Origin of the sequence: Thioalkalivibrio sp. ALD1, assembly GCF_000381245.1 — a bacterium.
Classification (GTDB): domain Bacteria; phylum Pseudomonadota; class Gammaproteobacteria; order Ectothiorhodospirales; family Ectothiorhodospiraceae; genus Thioalkalivibrio.
Map to the genome: position 1 here is coordinate 109,482 of NZ_KB906242.1, position 21,305 is coordinate 130,786.

18 protein-coding genes, 3 tRNA genes and 1 other RNA gene are annotated in these 21,305 nt (G+C 65.9%); 8 read left to right on the forward strand and 14 right to left on the reverse strand.

Annotation, left to right across the window (positions count from 1 at the left end; translation table 11 throughout):
- Positions 1-333 precede the first annotated feature (333 nt).
- On the reverse strand, positions 334-2,544 hold the full coding sequence (glgB, locus tag F623_RS0105150; RefSeq protein ID WP_018868326.1) for a 1,4-alpha-glucan branching protein GlgB: 2,211 nt from the start codon (positions 2,542-2,544) through the stop codon (positions 334-336).
- Positions 2,545-2,612: 68 nt separating this feature from the next.
- On the opposite strand from glgB, the gene glgC reads away from it, so the two are divergent.
- The 5 genes from glgC to F623_RS0105175 all read left to right on the forward strand — a co-directional run bounded on the left by glgC (position 2,613) and on the right by F623_RS0105175 (position 7,521).
- Positions 2,613-3,878, forward strand: coding sequence for a glucose-1-phosphate adenylyltransferase (gene glgC / locus F623_RS0105155; RefSeq protein WP_019572156.1), 1,266 nt, complete (start codon positions 2,613-2,615; stop codon positions 3,876-3,878).
- Between the two features lie 52 nt (positions 3,879-3,930).
- Positions 3,931-5,610, forward strand: coding sequence for a glycoside hydrolase family 57 protein (locus F623_RS0105160; protein ID WP_018868324.1), 1,680 nt, complete (start codon positions 3,931-3,933; stop codon positions 5,608-5,610).
- The gene (gene malQ, locus F623_RS0105165) at positions 5,610-7,079 is read left to right on the forward strand and encodes a 4-alpha-glucanotransferase (RefSeq protein WP_018862262.1); all 1,470 of its coding nucleotides are present in this window, start codon (positions 5,610-5,612) and stop codon (positions 7,077-7,079) included. Before F623_RS0105160 ends, malQ begins: the two co-directional genes overlap by 1 nt.
- A 56-nt stretch (positions 7,080-7,135) precedes the next feature.
- Positions 7,136-7,225, forward strand: a tRNA-Ser gene (locus F623_RS0105170).
- 221 nt (positions 7,226-7,446) lie between these two features.
- A tRNA-Val gene (locus F623_RS0105175) sits at positions 7,447-7,521 on the forward strand.
- Between the two features lie 30 nt (positions 7,522-7,551).
- On the opposite strand, the gene F623_RS0105180 is transcribed toward F623_RS0105175, so the two are convergent.
- The 10 genes from F623_RS0105180 to pdxH all read right to left on the reverse strand — a co-directional run bounded on the left by F623_RS0105180 (position 7,552) and on the right by pdxH (position 13,297).
- Entirely contained in the window at positions 7,552-8,868 is a 1,317-nt protein-coding gene (locus tag F623_RS0105180; protein ID WP_018868323.1) for an RNA polymerase sigma factor, read from the reverse strand.
- Positions 8,865-9,230: a DUF1428 domain-containing protein gene (locus F623_RS0105185; protein WP_012982914.1), complete on the reverse strand. Its 366-nt coding sequence runs from the start codon at positions 9,228-9,230 to the stop codon at positions 8,865-8,867. Before F623_RS0105185 ends, F623_RS0105180 begins: the two co-directional genes overlap by 4 nt.
- A 95-nt stretch (positions 9,231-9,325) precedes the next feature.
- Positions 9,326-10,243 (reverse strand): VOC family protein, encoded by a 918-nt coding sequence (locus tag F623_RS0105190; protein ID WP_026278750.1) that lies wholly within the window; start codon positions 10,241-10,243, stop codon positions 9,326-9,328.
- Entirely contained in the window at positions 10,240-10,839 is a 600-nt protein-coding gene (locus F623_RS0105195; RefSeq protein ID WP_026278751.1) for an AAC(3)-I family aminoglycoside N-acetyltransferase, read from the reverse strand. Before F623_RS0105195 ends, F623_RS0105190 begins: the two co-directional genes overlap by 4 nt.
- Positions 10,829-11,284, reverse strand: a complete 456-nt coding sequence (locus F623_RS0105200; RefSeq protein ID WP_018862282.1) for an SRPBCC family protein — start codon at positions 11,282-11,284, stop codon at positions 10,829-10,831. The genes F623_RS0105195 and F623_RS0105200 overlap by 11 nt, the downstream gene beginning before the upstream one ends.
- Before the next feature lie 42 nt (positions 11,285-11,326).
- Positions 11,327-11,683, reverse strand: coding sequence for a YciI family protein (locus F623_RS0105205; protein WP_018862283.1), 357 nt, complete (start codon positions 11,681-11,683; stop codon positions 11,327-11,329).
- A 12-nt stretch (positions 11,684-11,695) separates the two neighbouring features.
- Positions 11,696-12,079: a VOC family protein gene (locus F623_RS0105210; RefSeq protein ID WP_018862284.1), complete on the reverse strand. Its 384-nt coding sequence runs from the start codon at positions 12,077-12,079 to the stop codon at positions 11,696-11,698.
- A 221-nt stretch (positions 12,080-12,300) separates the two neighbouring features.
- A non-coding RNA gene (locus F623_RS13130) (RtT sRNA) lies at positions 12,301-12,431 on the reverse strand.
- 53 nt (positions 12,432-12,484) lie between these two features.
- Positions 12,485-12,574: transfer RNA gene (locus F623_RS0105215), tRNA-Ser, on the reverse strand.
- Positions 12,575-12,652: 78 nt separating this feature from the next.
- Positions 12,653-13,297, reverse strand: coding sequence for a pyridoxamine 5'-phosphate oxidase (gene pdxH / locus F623_RS0105220; protein ID WP_018868322.1), 645 nt, complete (start codon positions 13,295-13,297; stop codon positions 12,653-12,655).
- 130 nt (positions 13,298-13,427) lie between these two features.
- Between pdxH and F623_RS0105225 the strand changes: the two genes are divergently transcribed.
- From F623_RS0105225 to F623_RS0105235, 3 genes are all read left to right on the forward strand, one after another.
- Positions 13,428-14,984 carry a glutamate synthase-related protein gene (locus F623_RS0105225; protein ID WP_018868321.1) on the forward strand — a complete coding sequence of 519 codons (1,557 nt, stop codon included), beginning with the start codon at positions 13,428-13,430 and terminating at the stop codon, positions 14,982-14,984.
- A 92-nt stretch (positions 14,985-15,076) separates the two neighbouring features.
- Positions 15,077-15,505 (forward strand): hypothetical protein, encoded by a 429-nt coding sequence (locus tag F623_RS0105230; protein ID WP_018868320.1) that lies wholly within the window; start codon positions 15,077-15,079, stop codon positions 15,503-15,505.
- Between the two features lie 142 nt (positions 15,506-15,647).
- The gene (locus F623_RS0105235) at positions 15,648-17,924 is read left to right on the forward strand and encodes a YgiQ family radical SAM protein (RefSeq protein ID WP_018868319.1); all 2,277 of its coding nucleotides are present in this window, start codon (positions 15,648-15,650) and stop codon (positions 17,922-17,924) included.
- Positions 17,925-18,236: 312 nt separating this feature from the next.
- Here F623_RS0105235 and F623_RS0105240 read toward each other — a convergent pair whose 3' ends face one another.
- From F623_RS0105240 to hpnD, 3 genes are read right to left on the reverse strand one after another with little or no spacing between them, the layout of a single operon-like run.
- Complete coding sequence (locus tag F623_RS0105240; RefSeq protein ID WP_018862289.1) at positions 18,237-19,046, reverse strand: SDR family NAD(P)-dependent oxidoreductase; 810 nt, start codon at positions 19,044-19,046, stop codon at positions 18,237-18,239.
- Positions 19,043-20,377 carry a hydroxysqualene dehydroxylase HpnE gene (hpnE, locus tag F623_RS0105245; RefSeq protein WP_018862290.1) on the reverse strand — a complete coding sequence of 445 codons (1,335 nt, stop codon included), beginning with the start codon at positions 20,375-20,377 and terminating at the stop codon, positions 19,043-19,045. The genes F623_RS0105240 and hpnE overlap by 4 nt, the downstream gene beginning before the upstream one ends.
- Positions 20,378-20,390: 13 nt before the next feature.
- The gene (hpnD, locus tag F623_RS0105250; protein ID WP_018862291.1) at positions 20,391-21,248 is read right to left on the reverse strand and encodes a presqualene diphosphate synthase HpnD; all 858 of its coding nucleotides are present in this window, start codon (positions 21,246-21,248) and stop codon (positions 20,391-20,393) included.
- Positions 21,249-21,305 lie beyond the last annotated feature (57 nt).

A 21,305-nucleotide genomic window follows, 5' to 3' on the forward strand; every position in this document is an offset into this window, starting at 1 on the left:
GGTTGGCGTAGGAGGCCAGCCCTCTGGCCGATGGGGTTTGGGCTGGCGTGGGTGATCGCGCAGGGGGCTGCGCTCCTACAGGGGCGGTTGGGGTTGGATGTAGGAGGCCAGCCCTCTGGCCGATGGGGTTGGGTTGGCGTGGGTGATCGCGCAGGGGGCTGCGCTCCTACAGGGGTGGTTGGGGTTGGCGTAGGAGGCCAGCCCTCTGGCCGATGGGGTTGGGTTGGCGTGGGTAATCGCGCAGGGGGCTGCGCTCCTACAGGGGGCGGTTGGGGTTGGATGTAGGAGGCCAGCCCTCTGGCCGATTTGGGCCTGTCCGGTAGTAGTGCGCCGTCAGCCGGCAGGCTCCAGGAGGAGCGCGGTCAGCGGGGGCAGGTGGAGGTAGAGCGTGGCGGGGTGGCCGTTGCGCTCGATGGGCTCGGCGTGGGCGTGGGCGGGGCCGCGGGAGTCGCCGCCGTAGGCCTGGGCGTCGGTGTTGAGGACGACTCGCCAGGGGCCGGGGTGCGGCGCGGGGACGGGGTGGGCGCCGCGTTCGATGGGGGTGAGGTTGAGCACGACGATGCGTTCCTGGCCGTGGATGTCGCGGCGCAGGAAGCTGAGGGTGGAGTGCGAGGCGTCGTCGCAGTCCAGCCAGGAGAAGCCGTCGGGCTCGAATTCGCGGCCGTGCAGGGCCGCGTGGTCGCGGTAGATCCAGTTGAGGTCGCGCACGAGCTGTTGCAGGCCCTGGTGCAGCGGATATTGCAGGACGTACCAGTCCAGTTCGCTGTCCTCGGACCATTCGGGACCCTGGCCAAATTCCTGGCCCATGAAGAGGAGCTTCTTGCCGGGGTAGAGCCACTGCCAGGCATAAAACAGGCGCAGGTTGGCGAACTGTTCCCATTCGTTGCCGGGCATGCGGCCGCGCAGGCTGCGTTTGCCGTGTACGACTTCGTCGTGGGAGAAGGGCAGGACGAAGTTCTCGCTGTAGGCGTAGATCTGGCCGAAGGTGAGCTGGTTGTGGTGGTAGTGGCGGTAGATCGGGTCCATGCCGAAGTAGGTCAGGGTGTCGTGCATCCAGCCCATGTTCCATTTCATGGTGAAGCCGAGTCCGCCCATGGACGGCGGGCGGCTGACGCCGGGCCAGGCGGTGGATTCCTCGGCGATCATGACCACGCCCGGGTGCGCGGTCTGTACGGTCTCGTTCAGGTGGCGCAGGAAGTCGATCGCCTCCAGGTTTTCGTTGCCGCCGTGGATGTTGGGCAGCCAGTCGTGCGGTTCGCGGTCGTAGTCGCGGTAGAGCATGGAGGCGACGGCATCGACGCGCAGGCCGTCGATGTGGAAGTCCTCGACCCAGCACAGCGCGCTGGAGAGCAGGAAGTTGCGTACCTCGGGGCGGGAGTAGTTGAAGATCAGCGTGCCCCAGCCGCGGTGTTCGCCGATGCGCGGGTCTTCGTGTTCGTACAGTGCGGTGCCGTCGAAGCGGGCGAGGGCGAATTCGTCGCGCGGGAAGTGGCCGGGCACCCAGTCGAGCAGTACGCCGAGTCCGGCCTGGTGGGCCTGGTCGACGAAGTAGCGGAAATCGTCCGGGTCGCCAAAGCGCGAGGTGGGAGCGAAGAAGCCGGTGCTCTGATAGCCCCAGGAACCGTCGAATGGGTGCTCGGTGATCGGCAGCAGCTCGAGATGGGTGAAGCCCATGTCGCGGGCATAGGGCACCAGCCGTTCGGCCAGCTCGCGGTAGTTGGGCCACTGGCCCTCGGGGCTGCGCTGCCATGAGCCGAGATGCACCTCGTAGATGCTCATGGGGCGGTGCTTCCAGCCCTCGGGGTCGCGGTTGTCCAGCCAGTTCTGGTCGCCCCAGGTGTAGTCGCTTTGCGGCTGGATTCGGGCGGCCGTTTCCGGGCGCAGCTGGTAGGCGCGGGCGTAGGGGTCGGTGCGGACATGGATGGTGCCGTGGTCACGGTTGCGGACCTCGAACTTGTACAACGTCTCGCGGTCCAGACCGGGTACAAACAGTTCCCAGATGCCGCTGCCCGGGTGCACGGTCATGGGGTGGCAGCGGCCGTCCCAGCGGTTGAAGTCGCCGACGACGGAGACGCGCTCGGCGTTCGGGGCCCAGACGGCGAAGCGCACGCCGTCGATGCCGTCGCGGCTCTGCGGGTGGGCGCCAAGCATGCGGTGGGCGTGCCAGTGGCGACCTTCGGCGAACAGATGGCGGTCGAACTCCGGGATGTCCGGGCCGAAGCTCCACGGGTCAACGGTCCGTAACGTATCCGTGCCACCCTCGGGCCTCCAGTGGAGTTCCGGGTGTGCGGGGAGGGCATTGCGTTTGCCCTGCCAGGTGAAGAGTCCGGGGATTCTGGTACTGGGTGTGAGCGGTTCGTCGGATCCGCCCGAAAGTGTGATCGAGGCCTCGCTGGCGTGCGGCAGCCATGCCCGGTAGCAGGCAGTCTCTTGATCCAGCGCATGAAGCCCCAGGACGCTGTGTGGATCATGGAGGCGCGCCTCCGGCAAACGCGCCAGGGTATCGGCAACGGGTGTGATGCATTTGCTGGAGGCTGTTGTCATACTCGAATCACGCTCCGTGTTTAGCCGGGGTCACAACCCCGAAGAGGTTTATTGGCAAGGATGGGTGCATGAATCCGCAACCGCAACGTTTTGTTAGTCGTCTGACCCGCGAGACTCTGGCCCTGATCCTCGCCGGTGGGCGCGGTTCGCGGCTGAAGCAACTGACGCTCTGGCGGGCCAAGCCGGCCGTACCGTTTGGCGGCAAGTTCCGCATCATCGACTTTCCCCTCTCCAACTGTATCAACTCGGGCATTCGCCAGGTCGCGGTGCTGACGCAGTACAAGGCGCATTCGCTGATCCAGCATATCCAGCGTGGCTGGAGCTTCCTGCGCGGGGAGTTCGGCGAGTTTATCGAGCTGTTGCCGGCGCAACAGCGCATCGAGACGTCCTGGTACCAGGGCACGGCGGACGCGGTCTACCAGAACATCGACATCATCCGGCAGCATGCCCCGCGGTACGTGCTGATCCTGGCCGGCGACCACATCTACAAGATGGACTACGGCCAGATGATCGCCTTCCACGTGGAGAGCGGGGCGGACATGACGGTGGGCTGCCTGGAGGTGGAGCGCGAGCGTGCCAAGGCCTTTGGCGTGATGGGTGTGGATGCCTCCAGCCGTATTACGTCGTTTGCCGAAAAGCCGGACGACCCGGCGAGCATTCCGGGCAAGAGCACCCACTCGCTGGCCTCGATGGGGATCTACGTGATCAACACCGAGTTCCTGTTCGATCAACTGATCACCGATGCGGACGACACCTTCTCCACGCACGACTTCGGCAAGGACATCATCCCCAGCATCATCGAGCGCTTTCAAGTGATGGCCTACCCGTTCCGCGACGAGCAGGGCGCGCGCCAGGGCTACTGGCGTGATGTGGGGACGATCGACTCCTACTGGCAAGCGAACCTGGAGCTGATCGGCGTGACGCCGGAGCTGAACCTGTACGACTCCGACTGGCCCATTTGGACCTATCAGGAGCAGCTGCCGCCGGCCAAGTTCGTGTTCGACGACGACGATCGCCGGGGCATGGCGATCGACTCCATGGTGTCGGGTGGATGCATCATCTCGGGCAGCACGATCCGCCACTCGCTGCTGTTCTCCAACGTGCAGGTGAACGCCGGTTCCACGGTGGAAGACGCGGTAGTCCTGCCCAGCGTGACGGTCGGCGAGGACTGCGTGATCCAGAAGGCGGTGATCGACAAGGGCTGCAGGGTGCCCGACGGAACCCAGATCGGTGTGGACGACGAGGCGGATGCCCGCGACTACTACATATCGCCCGAAGGCGTGCGGGTGGTGACACCCGAGATGCTCGGGCAGGCCACGCACCATGTCCGCTAGTACCACGCTGGTGCCGACTCCACCCAAACTCGATGTGGTGCTGTGCTGGCATATGCACCAGCCACAGTACTTCGAAAGCGGCGCCGGCGAGTACGCGCTGCCCTGGACGTACCTCCACGCGCTGAAGGACTACACGGACATGGCCGCCCACCTGGAGGCCTGCCCGAAGGCGCGCGCGGTAGTCAATTTCGCGCCGATCCTGCTGGAGCAGCTGGCGGATTATGGTGAGCGCCTCGATGTCTGTGTGCGCGAGCACCGGCCGGTGGGCGATCCGGTACTGGATTTGCTGCACATGGATGTGGTGCCGACGGATCTCGCACAGCGCCAGGAGATCCTGCGCGTGTGCCTGCGGGCCCATGCCCCGCGGATGATCGAGCCGTTCCCGCTGTTCCAGCGGCTCGCCGATATCGCCCGTAACGCGCTGGATGAACCGCTGCTCTTGGGGCATCTGGACGCCCGCTTTTTCCAGGACCTGGCCACCTGCTACCACCTGGCCTGGCTGGGCGAGACCATCCGTTGGGCGTATCCCGAGGTACGCGGCTGGCTGAAGACCGATACCAACTTCGAGCCCGGCATGCGCCGGCGTCTGCTGACGCTGATCCGCGACGAGGTGAAGGGCATCCTGCCGCGCTATCGCGAGCTGGCGGACAGTGGCCGGGTCGAGCTCTCGTTTACCCCGTACGCCCATCCGATCATGCCGCTTATGATCGATCTGGCCTCGGCCCGCGAGGCCATGCCGGAGATCGAACTGCCCAAGGCCCCCGCCTATCCCGACGGGGAAGCGCGGGTGCGCTGGCATATCGAGCGCGGGCTGGAGATCTTCGAGAAGCATTTTGGCTTTCGGCCTCATGGGTGCTGGCCGTCCGAAGGGAGCCTGAGCGAGGCCACTGTCCGTCTGCTGGACGAATACAAACTGTGCTGGACAGCCAGTGGCCAGACGGTGCTCGCCAACAGCCTTGCGGCGGCGGGCGAGACGGCCGAGTCCAATACCGGCTCGGCCGAGGAGGAGGGCTGGCTGCACAGGCCTTACCAGCTACAGGGAAGCAAGATCGAGCTGTTCTTCCGCGATGACGGACTGTCCGATGCCATTGGTTTTCGGTATGCGGACTGGCATGCGGACGACGCGGTGGGGGATTTCATCCACCACTTGGAAAACATCGCTGCCGTCTCGCCCCAGGGCGGGGTGGTTTCGGTGATTCTGGATGGCGAGAACGCCTGGGAGTACTACCCGGAGAACGGGTACCACTTCCTCAATGCGTTGTACGAACGGCTGGGTAAGCACACCGGGCTGAACCTCTGCACCTTCTTCGATGTGTGCCGCCGCAGCGGGAAGAGCCGTGACCGCGGCGAACTGTCGGGGCTGGTCGCCGGAAGCTGGGTATACGGGACGTTCTCTACCTGGATTGGCGACCCGGACAAGAACCGGGGCTGGGACAGCCTGATCGAGGCCCGCGAGGCGGTGGACCGGGCAGTGGCCGAGGATCCCTCGCTGGATACCCCGGCATTGCGCGAACAACTGGCGATCTGCGAAGGATCTGACTGGTGCTGGTGGTTCGGCGCGTACAACCCTGCCGGCTCGGTTAGTGACTTCGAGCAGCTTTATCGCCGGCATCTGGCACGGCTTTATCAGCTCGCCAATCTCAACGTTCCCGAGTCCCTGGGCGAGGTGCTGTCGGTAGGCGGCGGGGATCCGGCCGCCGGCGGCACGATGCGCATGGGACAGACGGGCTGATGGTGGGCGAGGCCCACTGTAACCCCCTGATGCGGAGACGGCGGGCGGGAGTTCTGCTGCATCCTACCTCCCTGCCAGGAAGCGAACCGGTCGGTACACTCGGCGGCGAGGCCTACGCCTTTCTCGAATGGGCTCGCCGGGCAGGGTTTTCGCTATGGCAGATCCTGCCGCTTCATCCTCCACACGAGGACGGCTCGCCCTACGCGAGTATCTCCGCGTTTGCCGGCGATACTCGCCTGATCGATCCCCGGCTGCTGGCCGAGCGGGTCGGGTTGTCCGCGGACACCGGCACCGGGGAAGCGATGCTGGCCCGGGCGCATGCCCGGTTGAACGATACGCCGGCGGTCTGGCGGGAGGCCTATGAGCGATTCTGCCAGGAGCAGGGGCCGGTCTGGCTGGACGACTATGCGCGCTTCGTGGCGATCCGCGCACGCGAGCAGGATCGGCCCTGGTGGGAATGGTCGCCGGAGTTGCGCGATCGCGATCCGGATGCCCTGGAACGGGTCGAGGAGGAGGCGCGCGAAGAGCTGGAGCGCGTGCGCTTTTCCCAGTTCGTGTTTTTCGACCAGTGGCACGACCTGCGCCGTCAGGCGGCCGATTTGGGCATTCTGATCCTGGGCGATATGCCGATCTTCGTCGCGCATGATTCGGCCGATGTCTGGGCCCATCGCGACCTGTTCGACCTGGACGAGACGGGGCACCCGGTCACCGTGGCGGGGGTTCCCCCCGACTACTTCTCCGAGACCGGGCAGCGCTGGGGCAATCCCCATTATCGCTGGGACCGCCTGGAGGAGACCGGCTACCGCTGGTGGGTCGAGCGCATGCGCTGGGTGCTTCAGACGGTGGATGCGGTGCGCATCGACCATTTTCGAGGCTTCGAGGCGAGTTGGGGGATTCCGGCCGAAGAGTCCGATGCGACCAACGGGCGCTGGGTGCCGGGCCCGGGCGAGCCGTTTTTCCGCCGGTTGCAGGACGAGCTGGGTACGCTGCCGTTGCTGGCGGAGGACCTCGGCGTGATCACCGCCGAGGTGACGGCGCTGCGCCAGCATTTCGACCTGCCGGGCATGCGCATCCTGCAGTTCGCCTTCGAGGGCGGCTGGGACAACCCGTATCTGCCGGACAACCACGACGAGGCCAGCGCCGTTTATACCGGGACGCACGACAACGACACCACGCTGGGCTGGTTTTACTCGCTCTCTGCCGAGATGCAGGCGCATGTGATCAATACGCTGAACGAGGGCGGTGCCGAGGAGATGCCGTGGCCGCTGATCCGTGCCGCCTATCGTTCCGTGGCGCAGCTGGCCATTGTCCCCATGCAGGACGCGCTCGCCCTCGACGCACGAGCCCGCATGAATCGTCCCGGCACGATGGACGATGGCAACTGGCGCTGGCGCTTCTCCTGGAAGCAGGTGCCCGAGGGCCGCGCCGCCGAACTGCAGGCCCTGGCGCGCGAAACGAATCGGTTGTAGGGACTTCCCGCCCGCCATTGCCAGCCTGTCCCGCATCCCGGAGAATGCCGGCCACCGGAGGGGTGGCAGAGCGGTTGAATGCACCGGTCTTGAAAACCGGCAGGGATTCACGTCCCTCGTGGGTTCAAATCCCACCCCCTCCGCCATTTCCCAGGGTTTGCACGGTTTAGCCCGTCGCGGGATCGTGCAAGACACTCGTAGGGTGCGGTTGAGCGCCGCGAAACGCACCATGCCCTGCGTCGAGCGAAAGCCCGATGCGATTCGCTTTGCTCATCACATCCTGCGGTGGTGCGACGAATTGACCCTTGTGGCGGATCGGGTCTCCCTTGACGCCGATTCCCGCTGGACGTAATCTTGCCGCCGTTCTGGGCGGTTAGCTCAGCGGTAGAGCACTGCCTTCACACGGCAGGGGTCACTAGTTCGAACCTAGTACCGCCCACCAGCATTATCAAAGGGTTAGGTCCATGCGGGCCTAACCCTTTTTTGTTGGGGGTGCGGCTGCGTGCGCGCGGTCAAGCAGCAGGCGTTTCTCCGCTTCATTTCCGGAATGCGCGGCAGCCCGCCGGAACGCCGCTGCCGCGGCCTCGCGTTCGCCGCAGCGCTCCAACAGATCCCCGCGTACGGCGTGCAGAGGCACGTAGCTGAATAGCGCCTGGGCATCAATGTCGGCGTCGAGCGCAGCCAGTACCTGCGCAGGGTCGTCGAACTGGGCGGCGGCCTGGGCCTGATGGATGCGTGCGGCTGGCGATCCCGTGGTCGCGAACAACGTTGCGTAGTGACCCGCGATCTGTGGCCAGTCGGTGTCGGAAAAGCTGGGCGCTGTCGCATGGCAGGCGGCGATGGCGGCTTGAAGGCGAAATGGGCTCGGCCCGGCGTTCTGATCTCGGGCGAGCCTGTTGGCGCGGGACAGGGCGATCAGGCCGCGGCGGATGCCGCCGCGATCCCACGCGCCGCGATCCTGGTTCTTGAGCAGAACTGGGTTGCCTTGCGCATCCATGCGCGCGGCCAGGCGCGCACCATGCAGTTCGATCAGGCCGAGCAGTGCCTGGGTCTCGATGTCCTCGGGGATGGCCTGTGCGAGCACGCGGGCCATACGCAGTGCCTCATGACAGAACTCGCCGTGCGTCCAGGCATCGCCCTGGCTGGCTACATGCCCCTCGGTGAACAGCCGGTAGATCACTTCGTGCACGGATCCCAGGCGTTCCCGGCATTCGGTCGCCGATGGCGTTTCGAACCGGACGTTGGCTTGGGCGAGTTTGCGTTTGCCGCGGACGATGCGCTGCGCGATGGTGGTCTCGGAGACCAGGAAGGCACGGGCGAGGGCGGTGTTGTCGAGCCCGGCGAGGGTGCGCAGGGCAAGTGCGCAGCGAGTGTCGGGGGAGAGGATTGGGTGGCAGGCGATGAACAGCAGGGCGAGCGTGTCGTGACGGACATCGTCGCTCCATTGGGGCGTCGATGCCCCCAGGTGGCTGCATGCGATTTCACGGCCGTAATCGGCGACCAGGGCATCGCCCCGATGTTCGCGTCGCAGGTGGTCGACCGCGCGGTTGCGCGCCGTATGAAGCAGCCACGCGGTCGGGTTTTCCGGGATTCCCTGGGTGGGCCAGTGTCTGAGGGCGGCGATCAGGGCATCCTGTGCCACGTCCTCGGCGAGGGCGTAGTTGCCGCTCCAGCGCGCCAGGGATGCGACGATACGGCTCGCATCCAGACGCCAGATGGACTCGATGCGGCGCTGGGTATCCTGCGCCCCAGGTGCCGGTTGTGCACCGGATTGGTTGCGGCCGCTCACCGTTCCACCAGTACCTCGAAGCCGCCCCAGAACATGCGCTGCAGGTCGAACGGTGGGTCTTGGTCCGGTGTTTTGTCCGGACAAGGCAGGCGAGGGTCCGCCATGACGTCGGCATTGACGCGATCCCGATGCTCGCGCGATTCGAAGCGGATCCACGAAAACACCACCGTTTCGTTATCGCGGGCCTGGACGCTGCGCGGGAACGACGTCACCTCGCCCGGCGCGACGTCATCAGCCACGCACTCGATGACTTCCAGTGCGCCGTGCTCGCGCCAGATTTGTGCGGCGAGGTCCGCCTGCTGGCGGTAGTCCTCGATCCGGTCTCGTGGAATCGGTATTACATAGCCGTCAACGTAGTTCATGGTCTGGCTCCTTTGGAGAATCGGACGGGATAAGGGCGGGTACCCGAGCGAGCCGGGCCCCGGTCGTGCGGTAGGGGGCCGTTTTCTGGTCTGGGTTAGCGATCATCGTATGCACCTTGCAGGGCAGCGAGATCGACTTTCTTCATCTTGAGGATGCACTGGGTGACCCGGCTGAGCTTGTCCGGATCGGGATCTTTCAGCATGTGGGACAGCTGTTCGGGGACGATATGCCAGGAGATCCCGTATGGGTCCTTGAGCCAGCCGCATTGCTCGGCCTCCGGGAAGGCCGACAGGGATTCCCAGCGCTGGTCGATCTCCTGCTGGTCGGCGCAGTTCACGACGAATGATATGGCATCGTTGAAGGCGAAATCGTGCTCCTGCGCGCTGTCCATAGCGGCGAACCATTGGCCTTCCAACATGAAGTCGGTGAACATCACCGTTCCTTCGCGGTCGGGTTCCATGTCGCTGGGGTAGCGGACGAGCTGCCCGCGCTGCGAATGGCGAAACTTCGACAGGTAGAAATCGGATGCCTCTTCCGCCTTGCCGCAGACATTTCCGACAAACAGTAGCGACGGAATGATCGGCGGGCGTTCTTCCCCTCGCGGATCGGTCAGGATCAGCTGCCATGACAGCCCGAACCGGTCCTGAATCCAGCCGTAGCGCTCGCTGAATGGATAGCGGTCCAGTGGCATGAGTACCTGGCCGCCGTCGGCAAGCTTCGCCCAGATCTCGTCGATCCGTGCTCTGGCGTCGGGATCACGCGAGGGGTCGAAATTGACCATGAACGAGATCGACGGGTTGAATCGGGACATCGAGCCCGCGTTGATCGCCATGAACGCATGACCCCATAGAGCGAACGACACGACGTCGCAGTCGCCCCCCGGTGTATCATGTAGCGTGGTCAGGTGTGTGATGCTCGAGTCGGGAAAGATCGAGCAATAAGAGTCCGCCGCCTCCCGGGCCTCGTTGTCGAACATGAGGTGGGGAACAATGATTTGGGATAAATGGCTCATGGCGTCTCGTCTCCTGTTTCGGAGCGCTTGATCGCGAAGGCCCCGGTGTGGGGAACCTCGGTGTTCCCCAAGTCGGTGCCGGAGTGCGATGGGGGTGCATTGCGCGGATTGTTCAGGGGCAAGTCGAAGTGGAGCACGTCCTCGCGCTGGCCCAGGCCGCTGTAGAGCGCTATGGCGGCATTGTCGGTTCGGTCGGCCTGGACAAATACCACCCAGGCACCCAGCTCGGCGGCGATGGCCTGGGTGTGGCGGATCAGGGCTGTGGCAATGCCGCGTCGGCGGAAGTCGTCGGCCACGGCGAGATCATAGATGTAGACCTCGCTGCGGGCCTGTTCGAGTTTGTCCAGGACATAAGCGACCAGCCCGCCGACGACGTGGCCTTCCGTTTCGGCGATCAGGGCGATGAACGTTTCTCTTGCCAGCAGGCGCTTGAGGTAGTCGTCGGAGGGACGCGCACCCGAGTAGGTGCCCGGCTCCCCAAACACGGCTGTAAACAGGTCGAGCAGGGCATGCGCGGCTGTCCGATCCGCCGGACCAAGGCGCCGGATCTTGAGCAAGGACCGCTCCTTCTGCGGGGGTGCTGGGTCAGCCGCCATCGGGGATCTCGGGTTCGACCAGGTAGGCGAGCAGGGTCAGCGATTCCTGCCAGCCGAGGACACAGAGCTCCGGTGGTATTGCCTCCGGCAGACCTTCCTGAAGCATATCCAGTGCGGTGCCGCAGGAGACTGGATCCAGCGTTACGGTGAGCGTCATCTCGCCGCCGAGCGAGGGATCGTCGAAGCGGTCGCTGACGACAATTCGACGGCCCGGCTCCAGTTCGCGGTACTCGCCACTAAACTCGTGATGAGTCCCCGTAGCAAAGTTGACGAAACTCATCCGGTAGCCGCCGCCTACGCGAGCATCCATCTCGTGGACGCGTGCGGTAAAGCCGTACGGTGCATTCCATTTGGTAATAGCGTCGGGTTCCAGGAATGCGCGATAGACGCGCTCCGGCGGCGCGCGCAGGACGCGGTGCAGGTGAACATTGCGGTCAATGGACATGGCTGATGGCCTCCGATAGGTGGGAGAAGGGGCGTGATGCCGTCAGCGTTGGTGGCAGGGGGCGCATTCGCGTACCTCGACCGTTGCAAATCGCGCGGCGGGGCAGCGTGTGGCCCATTCCACCGCTTCTTCGCGGTCGGCGCAGTCGATCAGGAAGAATCCGCCGATCATCTCGCGTGACTCGATGAACGGGCCGTCGATGAAACGGGTTTTTCCTTCGTCGGATCGGATGCGGACGCCGTGGCGGTCGGGTCGCAGGGATTCGCTGGCAAGCAACTGGCCACGCGCGTCGAGTTCGGCGCCAAAAGCGAGCATTTCCGCGTAAAGCGCCTGCCCCTCGGCATCGCTGCGGGCATCGCGGTCGCCGTGATCTTCGAGGATGAGCAACAGAAAGTTCATCGTGGGTATCCCCTAACGCATTGAGTGGAGACCGAATCGATTGCCGTCCGGATCGCGTGCGATGACGCAGAATCCGTAGTCGCCAATCGACTCCTTGGGGCTTTCGATCGAACCACCGGCGGTCGCGACGCGTTCCGCCTCGATCCCGCAGTCGTCGCAGCCGAAATAGACCATGCAGCCGCCGGAACCGACCGGGTTGTCGGGACCCTGTACCAGCGCGCCAGCACACCCCGGCCGGTCCTCCTCCATCGGAAACATCCAGATCTCCGTGCTGGGGGCGAATGCGCTGGTATCGGCTTGTGTGAGCGACATGTCCAGGACGGCTTCGTAGAACGCACGGGCACGGCCGATATCCTCGGTGGGAATCTCGAACCAGACGACGGGATTGGCGGCCATGGTGGTATCTCCTCTGGCGGGATCCAACAAACGGGCGCGGTTCAGCGGGCCCTTTGAACTGTAGACGAACGGCAATCGGGAAAATCGACATGGTTGGTGAAACTAGTCGAAAGGGTCTGGAGGGGGCTGCGATCGATCGGGACTGCGAGCGGCTGTACGGCGGACGGATTACGAGGGGCCAGACGTGCGAAAGGGGCCACTTGGGCCCCTTTGCTTGAATCTGGCGGAGAGGGAGGGATTACTCGGCGCGGCGCGCCTCGCCCTGCGGGCCGTCGCCTGCGGCGACGTTCGGGTGCCGCTGCGCGTCACTCGTCGAACCACCATTCTCTATTCCTCGGGTTCGAATCCCGATACCTCAGGGGCCAGACGTGCGAAAGGGGCCAAACGGGCCCCTTTGCGAAAATCTGGCGGAGAGGGAGGGATTCGAACCCTCGGTACTCGCGAGAGTACAACGGTTTTCGAGACCGCCCCGTTCGACCACTCCGGCACCTCTCCGAATTGGATCACCGCGCGGGGTCGAGCCGCGACGGCGGAGCGAATCCTAGCAGATTCGGAGGCCGCAGCGGTAGCGCGTCAGGGCATCAGGCGGGTGACCTTCCAGCCATTGTCTGCCCGGTGGTACTGGAAGCGGTCGTGCAGGCGGCCGGCCCGGCCCTGCCAGAATTCGAACAGTTCGGGTTGCAGGCGGTAGCCGATCCAGGCGGGGTCCCGCGGGATCGCGCCTTCCGGGTATTGCTTCTCCAGTGCGTGAACGCGGGCCTCGAGTTCGGCGCGCGTGCCGATGGGCTGGCTCTGGATCGACGCGGCTGCGGCCAGCTGGCTGGCGCGCGGGCGCTGGGCGAAGTAGTCATCCGCGGCCTCGGCGGGCAGGGCGGTTACGCTGCCTTCGACGCGAATCTGGCGCTCGGTCTCGGGCCAGTAGAACAGGAGTGCGGCGCGCGGGTTCTCGGTGAGGTCCTGGCCCTTGCGGCTGCGGGAGTCGGTGTACCAGCAGAGGTCATCGCCTTCCACGTGTTTGAGCAGAACGGTTCGCGCGGACGGCTGGCCGTCGGCGTCGGCGGTGGCGAGGATCATCGCGGTGGGGTCCGGGTTTCCGGCTTCGTGCGCGTCTTTCAGCCAGCGGTCGAGCAGGGTCAGCGGATTGTCGAGCAGGTCGCGGCGGTGGAGTTCGCCCTGGGTGTAGTCGCGGCGGGTGTGGCGGTGGTCGGCGGTGCTCATCGGGTCTCCCGGGGGCGTTTGCAACCATGATAATGGCAGCTGTCTCGGACGGCACGGGAAATTTGCAGTGCCTTTGTTGTCACAGGGTCATTGCACATTCCCGTGTGTACCCAACAGCAAGGAGCGGAAGATGGCTGGAGCGAAGATCGCGGCAGTGGAGCCCAAGGGTGTCGAGCTCAAGAAGGGGGAGGAATACTACTTCTGCCGCTGTGGGCGATCCAAGGACCAGCCATTTTGCGACGGCTCGCACGAGGGGACGGGGCTCGAGCCTATCGCATTTACTCCCGAGGAAGACGGCGAGGCGTTTCTTTGCCAGTGCAAGCAGTCGGGCGATCTTCCGTACTGCGACGGCACGCACCAGCAGTTCGACGAGGACGATATCGGGACCGAGCCGGAGTCCAGGGACGAATCGGACCAGAATGAAGGTAACGAGGCGCCGGATCCACGTAATACCGACACGGAACCACATGTCGAGCTGATCCATCGCATGGCCCGTTCGGGGCTGGAGGAGGTGGGCCACTACGGGCCGACGGTGGCCATGGGCGTTCCGCGCAGCCGGCTTCCGATCTGGGACGACCTGCAGCTGCTGGCGGCGCAACTGGCGAGCCGGCCGTTGCCGGATGGCGCCCCGATCGAGACGGGGCTGGTGATCGGGCCCGAGGCCAAGCGGCCGTTGCAGCTGGACATCCCTATGCTGGTATCGGACATGAGCTTTGGCGCGCTGTCGCGCGAGGCGAAGATTGCGCTGGCGCGCGGCGCGGAGCAGGCAGGCACGGGGATCTGTTCCGGCGAGGGCGGGATGCTCGATGCCGAACAGGCGGAGAACTCGCGCTATTTGTTCGAGCTGGGGCCGGCCCGGTTTGGCTATTCCGAAGAGGTTCTGGAACAGGTGCAGGCGTTCCACTTCAAGGCCGGTCAGGCGGCCAAAACGGGCGTCGGCGGAGTGCTGCCGGGGGCGAAGGTGAGTGACGAGATCGCTCGGGTGCGCGGGATCGACGCGGGACAGGATGCGCTCTCTCCGCCAAGCCTGGACGGGTTCGAGACGCCCTCGGATTATCGTCGATTTGCGGCCGAGGTGAGGGAGAAGACCGGGGGCATTCCCGTCGGCTTCAAGCTGTCGGCCAACCACATCGAGGCGGATCTGGCCTTTGCCCTGGAGGCGGGGGCGGACTACGTGATCCTGGATGGTCGCGGTGGCGGGACCGGAGCCTCGCCCGCGCTGCTACGCGATCACATCAGTGTACCCACGATCCCGGCGCTGGGCCGTGCGCGGCGTTTTCTGGATGCCAATGGCGCCAGTGGCCGGGTCACGCTGCTGGTGACGGGCGGGCTGCGCACACCCGCGGATTTCGTGAAGGCCCTGGCGCTGGGGGCGGACGGTATCGCGCTGGCGAATGCCGCGATCCAGGCGGTGGGCTGTGTGGGTGCGCGGATCTGCCACACGAATCGCTGCCCGTCCGGTGTGGCGACACAGGACCCGAAGCTGCGTGCGCGGCTGGATGCCCAGGACGGCGGGGAGCGGCTGGGCCGCTTCCTGCGGGCCTCGACCGAGTTGATGTGCGTGCTGGCGCGGGCCTGCGGCCACAACCGCCTGGAGGACTTCGGCCCGAACGATCTGACAACGTTCGACCGCGAGCTGGCAGAACTGGCGGGCATTCAGTACGCCGGGGTGTATCCGAAGTCCTAACGGCGGCTGGTGGGCCGCGGCCGCGTTAGCATGGGTTATCGCGGGGTGTCGGGGGGCTGCGTAGCATCGCAGGCTTTGGAACGGAGTCCCGCATGTTTTTCCCCGATGTTCGCGCGAGCCATGATCGCTGCATACGAACCGATGCCTTCCTGCGTCACTTCCGGCTGTTGTTGATGGCGGCGGACCCGCGGATCCCCGAAGTATTTGGCGACAGCGAACCCGCGCGCCAGGAGCACATCCTCAACGAATCAGTGTTGGCGGCACTGGACTTTGCCGAGCGTCGCAGCGACGGACGGGCCCCGGTACATACGATGGCCATGGTTCATGGTGCCAATGGCCGTGTGCCGGTGGAGCCTGCACTGAATGACTGCTGGGTGAATTCCCTGATCGAGGCGGCTCGGGATACCGACCCCGAGTGGCGCGATGAGCTGGAGATGCGCTGGCGCGCGGCGACCGCTCCGACGGTGGATCTGTTCTCCCAGTTGCACTGGGCCGGTGCCACAGCCAGTCAGGAACGTTGATCTGTTCGTAAAGCGGTACTGAAGCCAGCCGTGCCAAGCGAAATTCGGCCCCGAATGCGCCGGGGCCGTTTGATCTGGCGGCGTTTCCGGCGTGTAATGCGCGGGTTTGAATCCACCGGCCCCGCGCCGGGAGCCCGAGTCCATGTCCGCTGTCCCCGATTTCCCGCCTTCGCTGTTTGCGCACAAGCCCTACTGGGCCAAGCGCTTCGGCACCGCCCCGTTCCTGCCGACCACCCGCGAGGAGATGGACGACCTCGGCTGGGACAGCTGCGATATCGTGCTGGTCACGGGGGACGCCTATGTCGACCACCCGAGCTTCGGCATGGCGATCATCGGGCGGCTGCTCGAGGCACAGGGCTTTCGCGTCGGCATCATCACGCAGCCAGACTGGACCTCTGCCGAGCCGTTCCGCGCGCTGGGTCGCCCCAATCTGTTCTTCGGCGTCACCGCCGGCAATATGGACTCGATGGTCAACCACTACACGGCTGACCGGAAGATCCGCTCCAACGACGCCTACACTCCCGGGGATGTACACGGCCACCGGCCGGACCGTGCGGTGATCGTCTACGCCCAGCGCGCCCGCGAGGCGTACAAGGACGTGCCGGTGGTCGCCGGCGGCATCGAGGCGAGCCTGCGCCGCATCGCCCACTACGACTACTGGCAGGACAAGGTTCGCCGTTCGGTGCTGCTGGATGCGCGTGCCGACATCCTGCTGTTTGGTAATGCCGAGCGCGCCCTGGTCGAGCTGGCCCATCGCGTGGCCGCCGGCGAGCACCCGCGGGAGATCACCGACTTGCGGGGTACCGCGTTCCTGCGCGATGCGGTGCCGGGCGGTTATGTGGAGCTGGACTCCAGCGAAGTCGATACCCCGGGGCCGGTGGATGCCAACCCCGACCCCTACGCGATGGTCTCGCCGTCGACCTGTGCCGACGCCGAAACGAAGCAGGAACCCAAGAGTGCCGCCGAGGAAGGCGGCGCCCGGGTCGTTCGCTTCCACCGCGACATCCCGCGCGGTACGCCGCGAGACCAGACGGTCATCCGCATCCCGGCCTTTGAACAGGTCAAGGGCGATTCCGTGCTGTACGCCCATGCTTCCCGCGTGCTGCATCTGGAGACCAACCCGGGCAATGCCCGCGCGATCGTGCAGCGCCATGGCGACAAGGAGGTCTGGCTGAACCCGCCGCCGATCCCCCTGACCACCGCGGAGATGGATGCGGTATTCGACCTGCCGTATGCGCGGGCGCCGCATCCCTCCTATGGCGATGCGCGCATCCCGGCCTGGGAGATGATTCGCTTCTCGGTGAACATCATGCGCGGCTGCTTCGGCGGCTGCACGTTCTGCTCGATCACCGAGCACGAGGGCCGCATCATCCAGAGCCGCTCCGAGGAGAGCGTGCTCAAGGAGATCGAGGAAATCCGCGACAAGGTCGACGGCTTTACCGGCGTGGTCTCCGATCTCGGCGGGCCGACCGCGAACATGTACCGTCTGGCCTGCAAGGACCCGGAGATCGAGCGCAGCTGCCGCCGGCTGTCCTGTGTCTATCCCGGCATCTGCAAGAACCTCGATACCGATCACACGCCGCTGGTGAACCTCTACCGCAAGGCGCGGGCGCTGCCCGGGATCAAGAAGATCCTGATCGCGTCGGGCCTGCGCTACGACCTGGCCGTGGAGTCACCGGAGTATGTGAAGGAGCTGGTTACCCACCATGTGGGAGGCTACCTGAAGATTGCGCCGGAACATACGGAATCTGGACCGCTTTCTCGCATGATGAAGCCGGGCATGGGTGCCTACGACCGCTTCAAGGCGATGTTCGAGAAATACTCGAAGCAGGCGGGCAAGGAGCAGTACCTGATCCCGTATTTCATCGCCGCGCACCCGGGTACGTCCGACGAGGACATGCTGAACCTTGCGCTGTGGCTCAAGCGGCACAACTTCCGCGCCGATCAGGTGCAGGCCTTTCTGCCAAGCCCGATGGCGCTCGCGACCGCGATGTGGCACTCCGGGCGTGATCCGCTACGGGGCATCAAGCGCAAAGCGGGGGACCGGGTGCCGGTCGCGCGCGGCGCACGGGCGCGGCGCCTGCACAAGGCGTTCCTGCGCTATCATGATCCGAACAACTGGCCCCTGTTGCGCGATGCGCTCAAGCGCATGGGTCGCGCGGATCTGATCGGCAATGGCAAGCATCACCTGATCCCCACCTGGCAGCCCGCTGGCACAGGACAGGGTACGGGCGGGGCCCGGCCCGCCACCGGCGGCCGTGTGACCCGTGGCGGCAAGGCCCTGAAAAAACGTGGCCAGACCTTTCAGACCCAGCACAAGGGTGTGGAGACCGCCGCCCGCCCGGTCGCGCCCGGCCCGAAGAAGGGCCCGTCCCGGGCCAAATCGCGCCCCGGCAAGCGCCGACCGCAGCGTCCGTAGACTCCACCTCCGCTGCCTGAATTGCGTAGGAGGCCAGCCCTCTGGCCGATCGGGTGTCGGACATGCCCCATCGGCCAGAGGGCTGGCCTCCTACGGGGGTTCGAGGGCCGTTTTGGGGGCGAGGCTTTATTGGGGGTACCCACCCTCGCGATCCCAGCCGCCATGACCTTTGGTCCCGATCATCGGTTGCCTCTGCCTCCCGACATCCCGGATAACTGCTGCTGTGGTATCGGGCGGAGGCAATGTCTTGTAGGAGGCCAGCCCTCTGGCCGATCGGATGCCGGACAGGCCCCATTGGCCAGGGGGCGGCGGTTAGCCCTCCTGGGGCTGGCGGTGCGGGCGGGGTGCCGGTTCGGGCACATGGCCCTCCAGGGACAGGTGCAGGCCGGTGTGTTCCGGATCGGTGGTGTCGAGCAGGTAGAGGTAGGGGCCGACGACGTCTTCCGGGCGTGGCAGCTTCTCGGCGTTTTCGGCGGGGTAGTGGCTGGCGCGGAAGCGCGAGCGCACGGGGCCGGTGTCGATGCCGTTCACATGGATGAAGTGCTTTTCGTTGCGGTGCTCGCGCGCGAGGATGTCGATCAGCGCGTCCTGCGCGGCCTTGGCCATGCCGAAGGCGCCCCAGAAGGCCTTGCGGCAGTCCTGGGTGGAGACGACCAGGCTGCCGTGCGGGCTGGCCTCCAGCAGTGGCAGTACCGCCTGGGCGAGGAAGAACGGGCCGTGCAGGTTTGTGTTGATGACCTTGAACCACAGCTCGGGGTCGTATCCCTTCAGTGGCGTCAGCGTCCCGGCCCAGCCGGCGTGCAGCACCAGCCCGTCCAGGCGCCCGAGGGAGTCGCGGATGTTCTCGGCCAGGTCGCCGTAGTCCTTGACCGTGGCACCCTCCAGGTTGAGCGGATAGATGGCCGGCTGCGGGTGGCCTTCCTGCTCGATCAGGTCGTAGGTCTTCTCCAGCCCCTTGATGTCCTTGTCCAGCAGCACGACGATCGCGCCCGCCGCCGCGCAGGCCTGCGCGATCGCACGCCCGATGCCCGCGGCCGCGCCGGTTACCAGGATCACGCGGTCGTTGAAGGCACCCGGCTCCGGGCGATAGTCCAGCAGGGCGGGGATGTCGATATCGGTCAAGGCAGGGTCTCCAGTAGCTTGTGGGCTGATTCTAATCCAGACCGCACGGCGGCTTCGAGGGTCGAAGGCAGGCCCGGCGTCACATAGTCGCCAGCCAGGAACAGTCCGGGCCAGGGGGTGCCGGCTACCGGGCGCAATGCGTCCAGATCGACGCGGGCATCGATGGTGGCGCGTTTCTCGCACACCACACGACCGGCCTGGGCCATTCCCAGTTCGGGGAAGGTTCGTTCCAGTTCTTCCGCGATCCGACGCCAACGCTCCTCTGCCGTCATCGCCGGCAGGTCGTCCGCTGTGGAGATTACGACGGCCAGCCAGTTCGGCTCGCCGGCCACCTGGCGGGGAATAAGCCATTGTCCGTGCTGGTCGAGGAGTCCCTGTAGCGGTGGGCGTTCCAGGAGGGGGGCCGGGTAGCGCAGGTATACCGTGCAGATGCTGCGCTCGCCCATGGCCATCAGGGCCCGATGGTGGGGTTGTAGCTCGGGGGCTTTGGGCAGGAGTCGAGCGGCTGCGCTGGGCGACGTGGCGATGATCACCGCGTTGGCATGGGTGACGCGGTGGTTGCGGTCACGGAGCTGGTAGCGGGCCTCGGCGCCCCCGGATTCGATGGCGGCAATGCGCCGTCCGGTCTCGACCGTGGCACCGCGCTCGCGCAGTTCGCGCAGGGCGGGTTCCGGGTACAGCGATCCCAGCGGTTGGGTCGGGATAAGTAGCCGGGCGTCGTCCGGCCCGTGGTTCAGGGCCAGGCGCAGCACGTTCTGGAAGATCTGCGCCGAGGCGCTGCGGATTGGCGTGTTCATGACCGCGAGGCACAGCGGTTCCCAGAGCTGACGGATCAGCGTGTCCGGCTGATGGCGCGCCTGCAGCCATTCGAGTACGTCAACGTCCTCCTCCAGCGGCCGATGCAGGATCGAGGCCGCCCCCAGCAGGGCCGGGAGGCGTCTGTGCAGCGGGATGCCCGCAAGGCTTTGCCACAGGGCACTGGCGAGGGTCGGCAGGCGTGGCGAGTGGGGCTCCAGGGCAAAGGCCGGGTGAGGGCGGCCCGGTGCATGCATGCGCAGACCGAACGGCAGGGCCACGAAGGTGCGCTCCGGGTCGGTGCCGACCGAGCGCAGCTGTTCCAGGGTGGCGTGACAGGCGCCGACCAGCACGTGCTGGCCGTTGTCCAGTTCCGCACCGTCGCGGTCCAGGCTGCGGGCGCGCCCGCCTGCGTTTGCGGCGGCCTCGATCAGGTGGACCGCGATGCCGGCCCGGGCGAGGGTCAGCGCGGCGGTCAGGCCGGCCCAGCCGGCGCCGAGCACGACGACCGGATGCGATGCGGGAACGGCGGCCATGGGGCGGGCGGGGTCAGCCCGCGCGGCGGTATTCGCGCTTCAGGCGGCGCGCGGTGCGCCAGGCGATCCACAGCTTGCGGATCGGGGTCAGCCGCACGCGGTGCTCCAGCACGCGATAGCCGTCGTCCTGGATCTCGTCGAGCAGGGTGCGGTAGATCGCGGCCATGATCAGGCCCGGGCGCTGGGCGTAGCGGTCCTCGGCGGGCAGGTGCTCCTCCGCGCGCTGGTAGTAGCGGCGGGCCCGTTCGGCCTGCTCGGTGAACAGGGCACGATGGCGGTCGTCCGTGACATTGACCTGAAATTCCTCGGGCTTTACGCCGTGCTTTTTCAGTTCGTCCATCGGGATGTAGACCCGGCCGCGCATCGCGTCTTCATGGACATCACGCAGGATGTTGGTCAGCTGCAGGGCCATCCCCAGGTCATGCGCGTATTTCAGCGTGCGCCGATCCGAGAAGCCGAAGATATGGGCGGACAGGATCCCGACCACGCTGGCCGCGCGGTAGCAGTACAGCGACAGCGTGGTGAAATCCGGGTAGCTGTCGTAGTCGAGGTCCATCTGCATGCCGTCGATGATCTCGTCGAAATACTCGCGGCTGAGATCGAACGGCGCCAGATGCGGCTGCAGGGCCTGGGTGATCGGGTGGCGTGGCTGGTGGTCGAACAGGCGCTCGATCTCCTCGCGCCACCACTGGAGCTTGGTGCGCGCCACGCTTTCCTCGCTGACCTCGTCGACGATGTCGTCCACCTCGCGGCAGAAGGCGTACAGCGCGGTGATCGCACGGCGCCGGTCGGGCTCCAGGAACCGGAATGCGTAGTAGAAGCTGGAGCCGCTCTTCGCGGCCTTCTCCTCGCAATATTCGTCGGGGGACATACGCGCTCGGGATCGGGGTACCGTCTTGGGATGGCAAGGCTAGCACAGCGGGCCCGG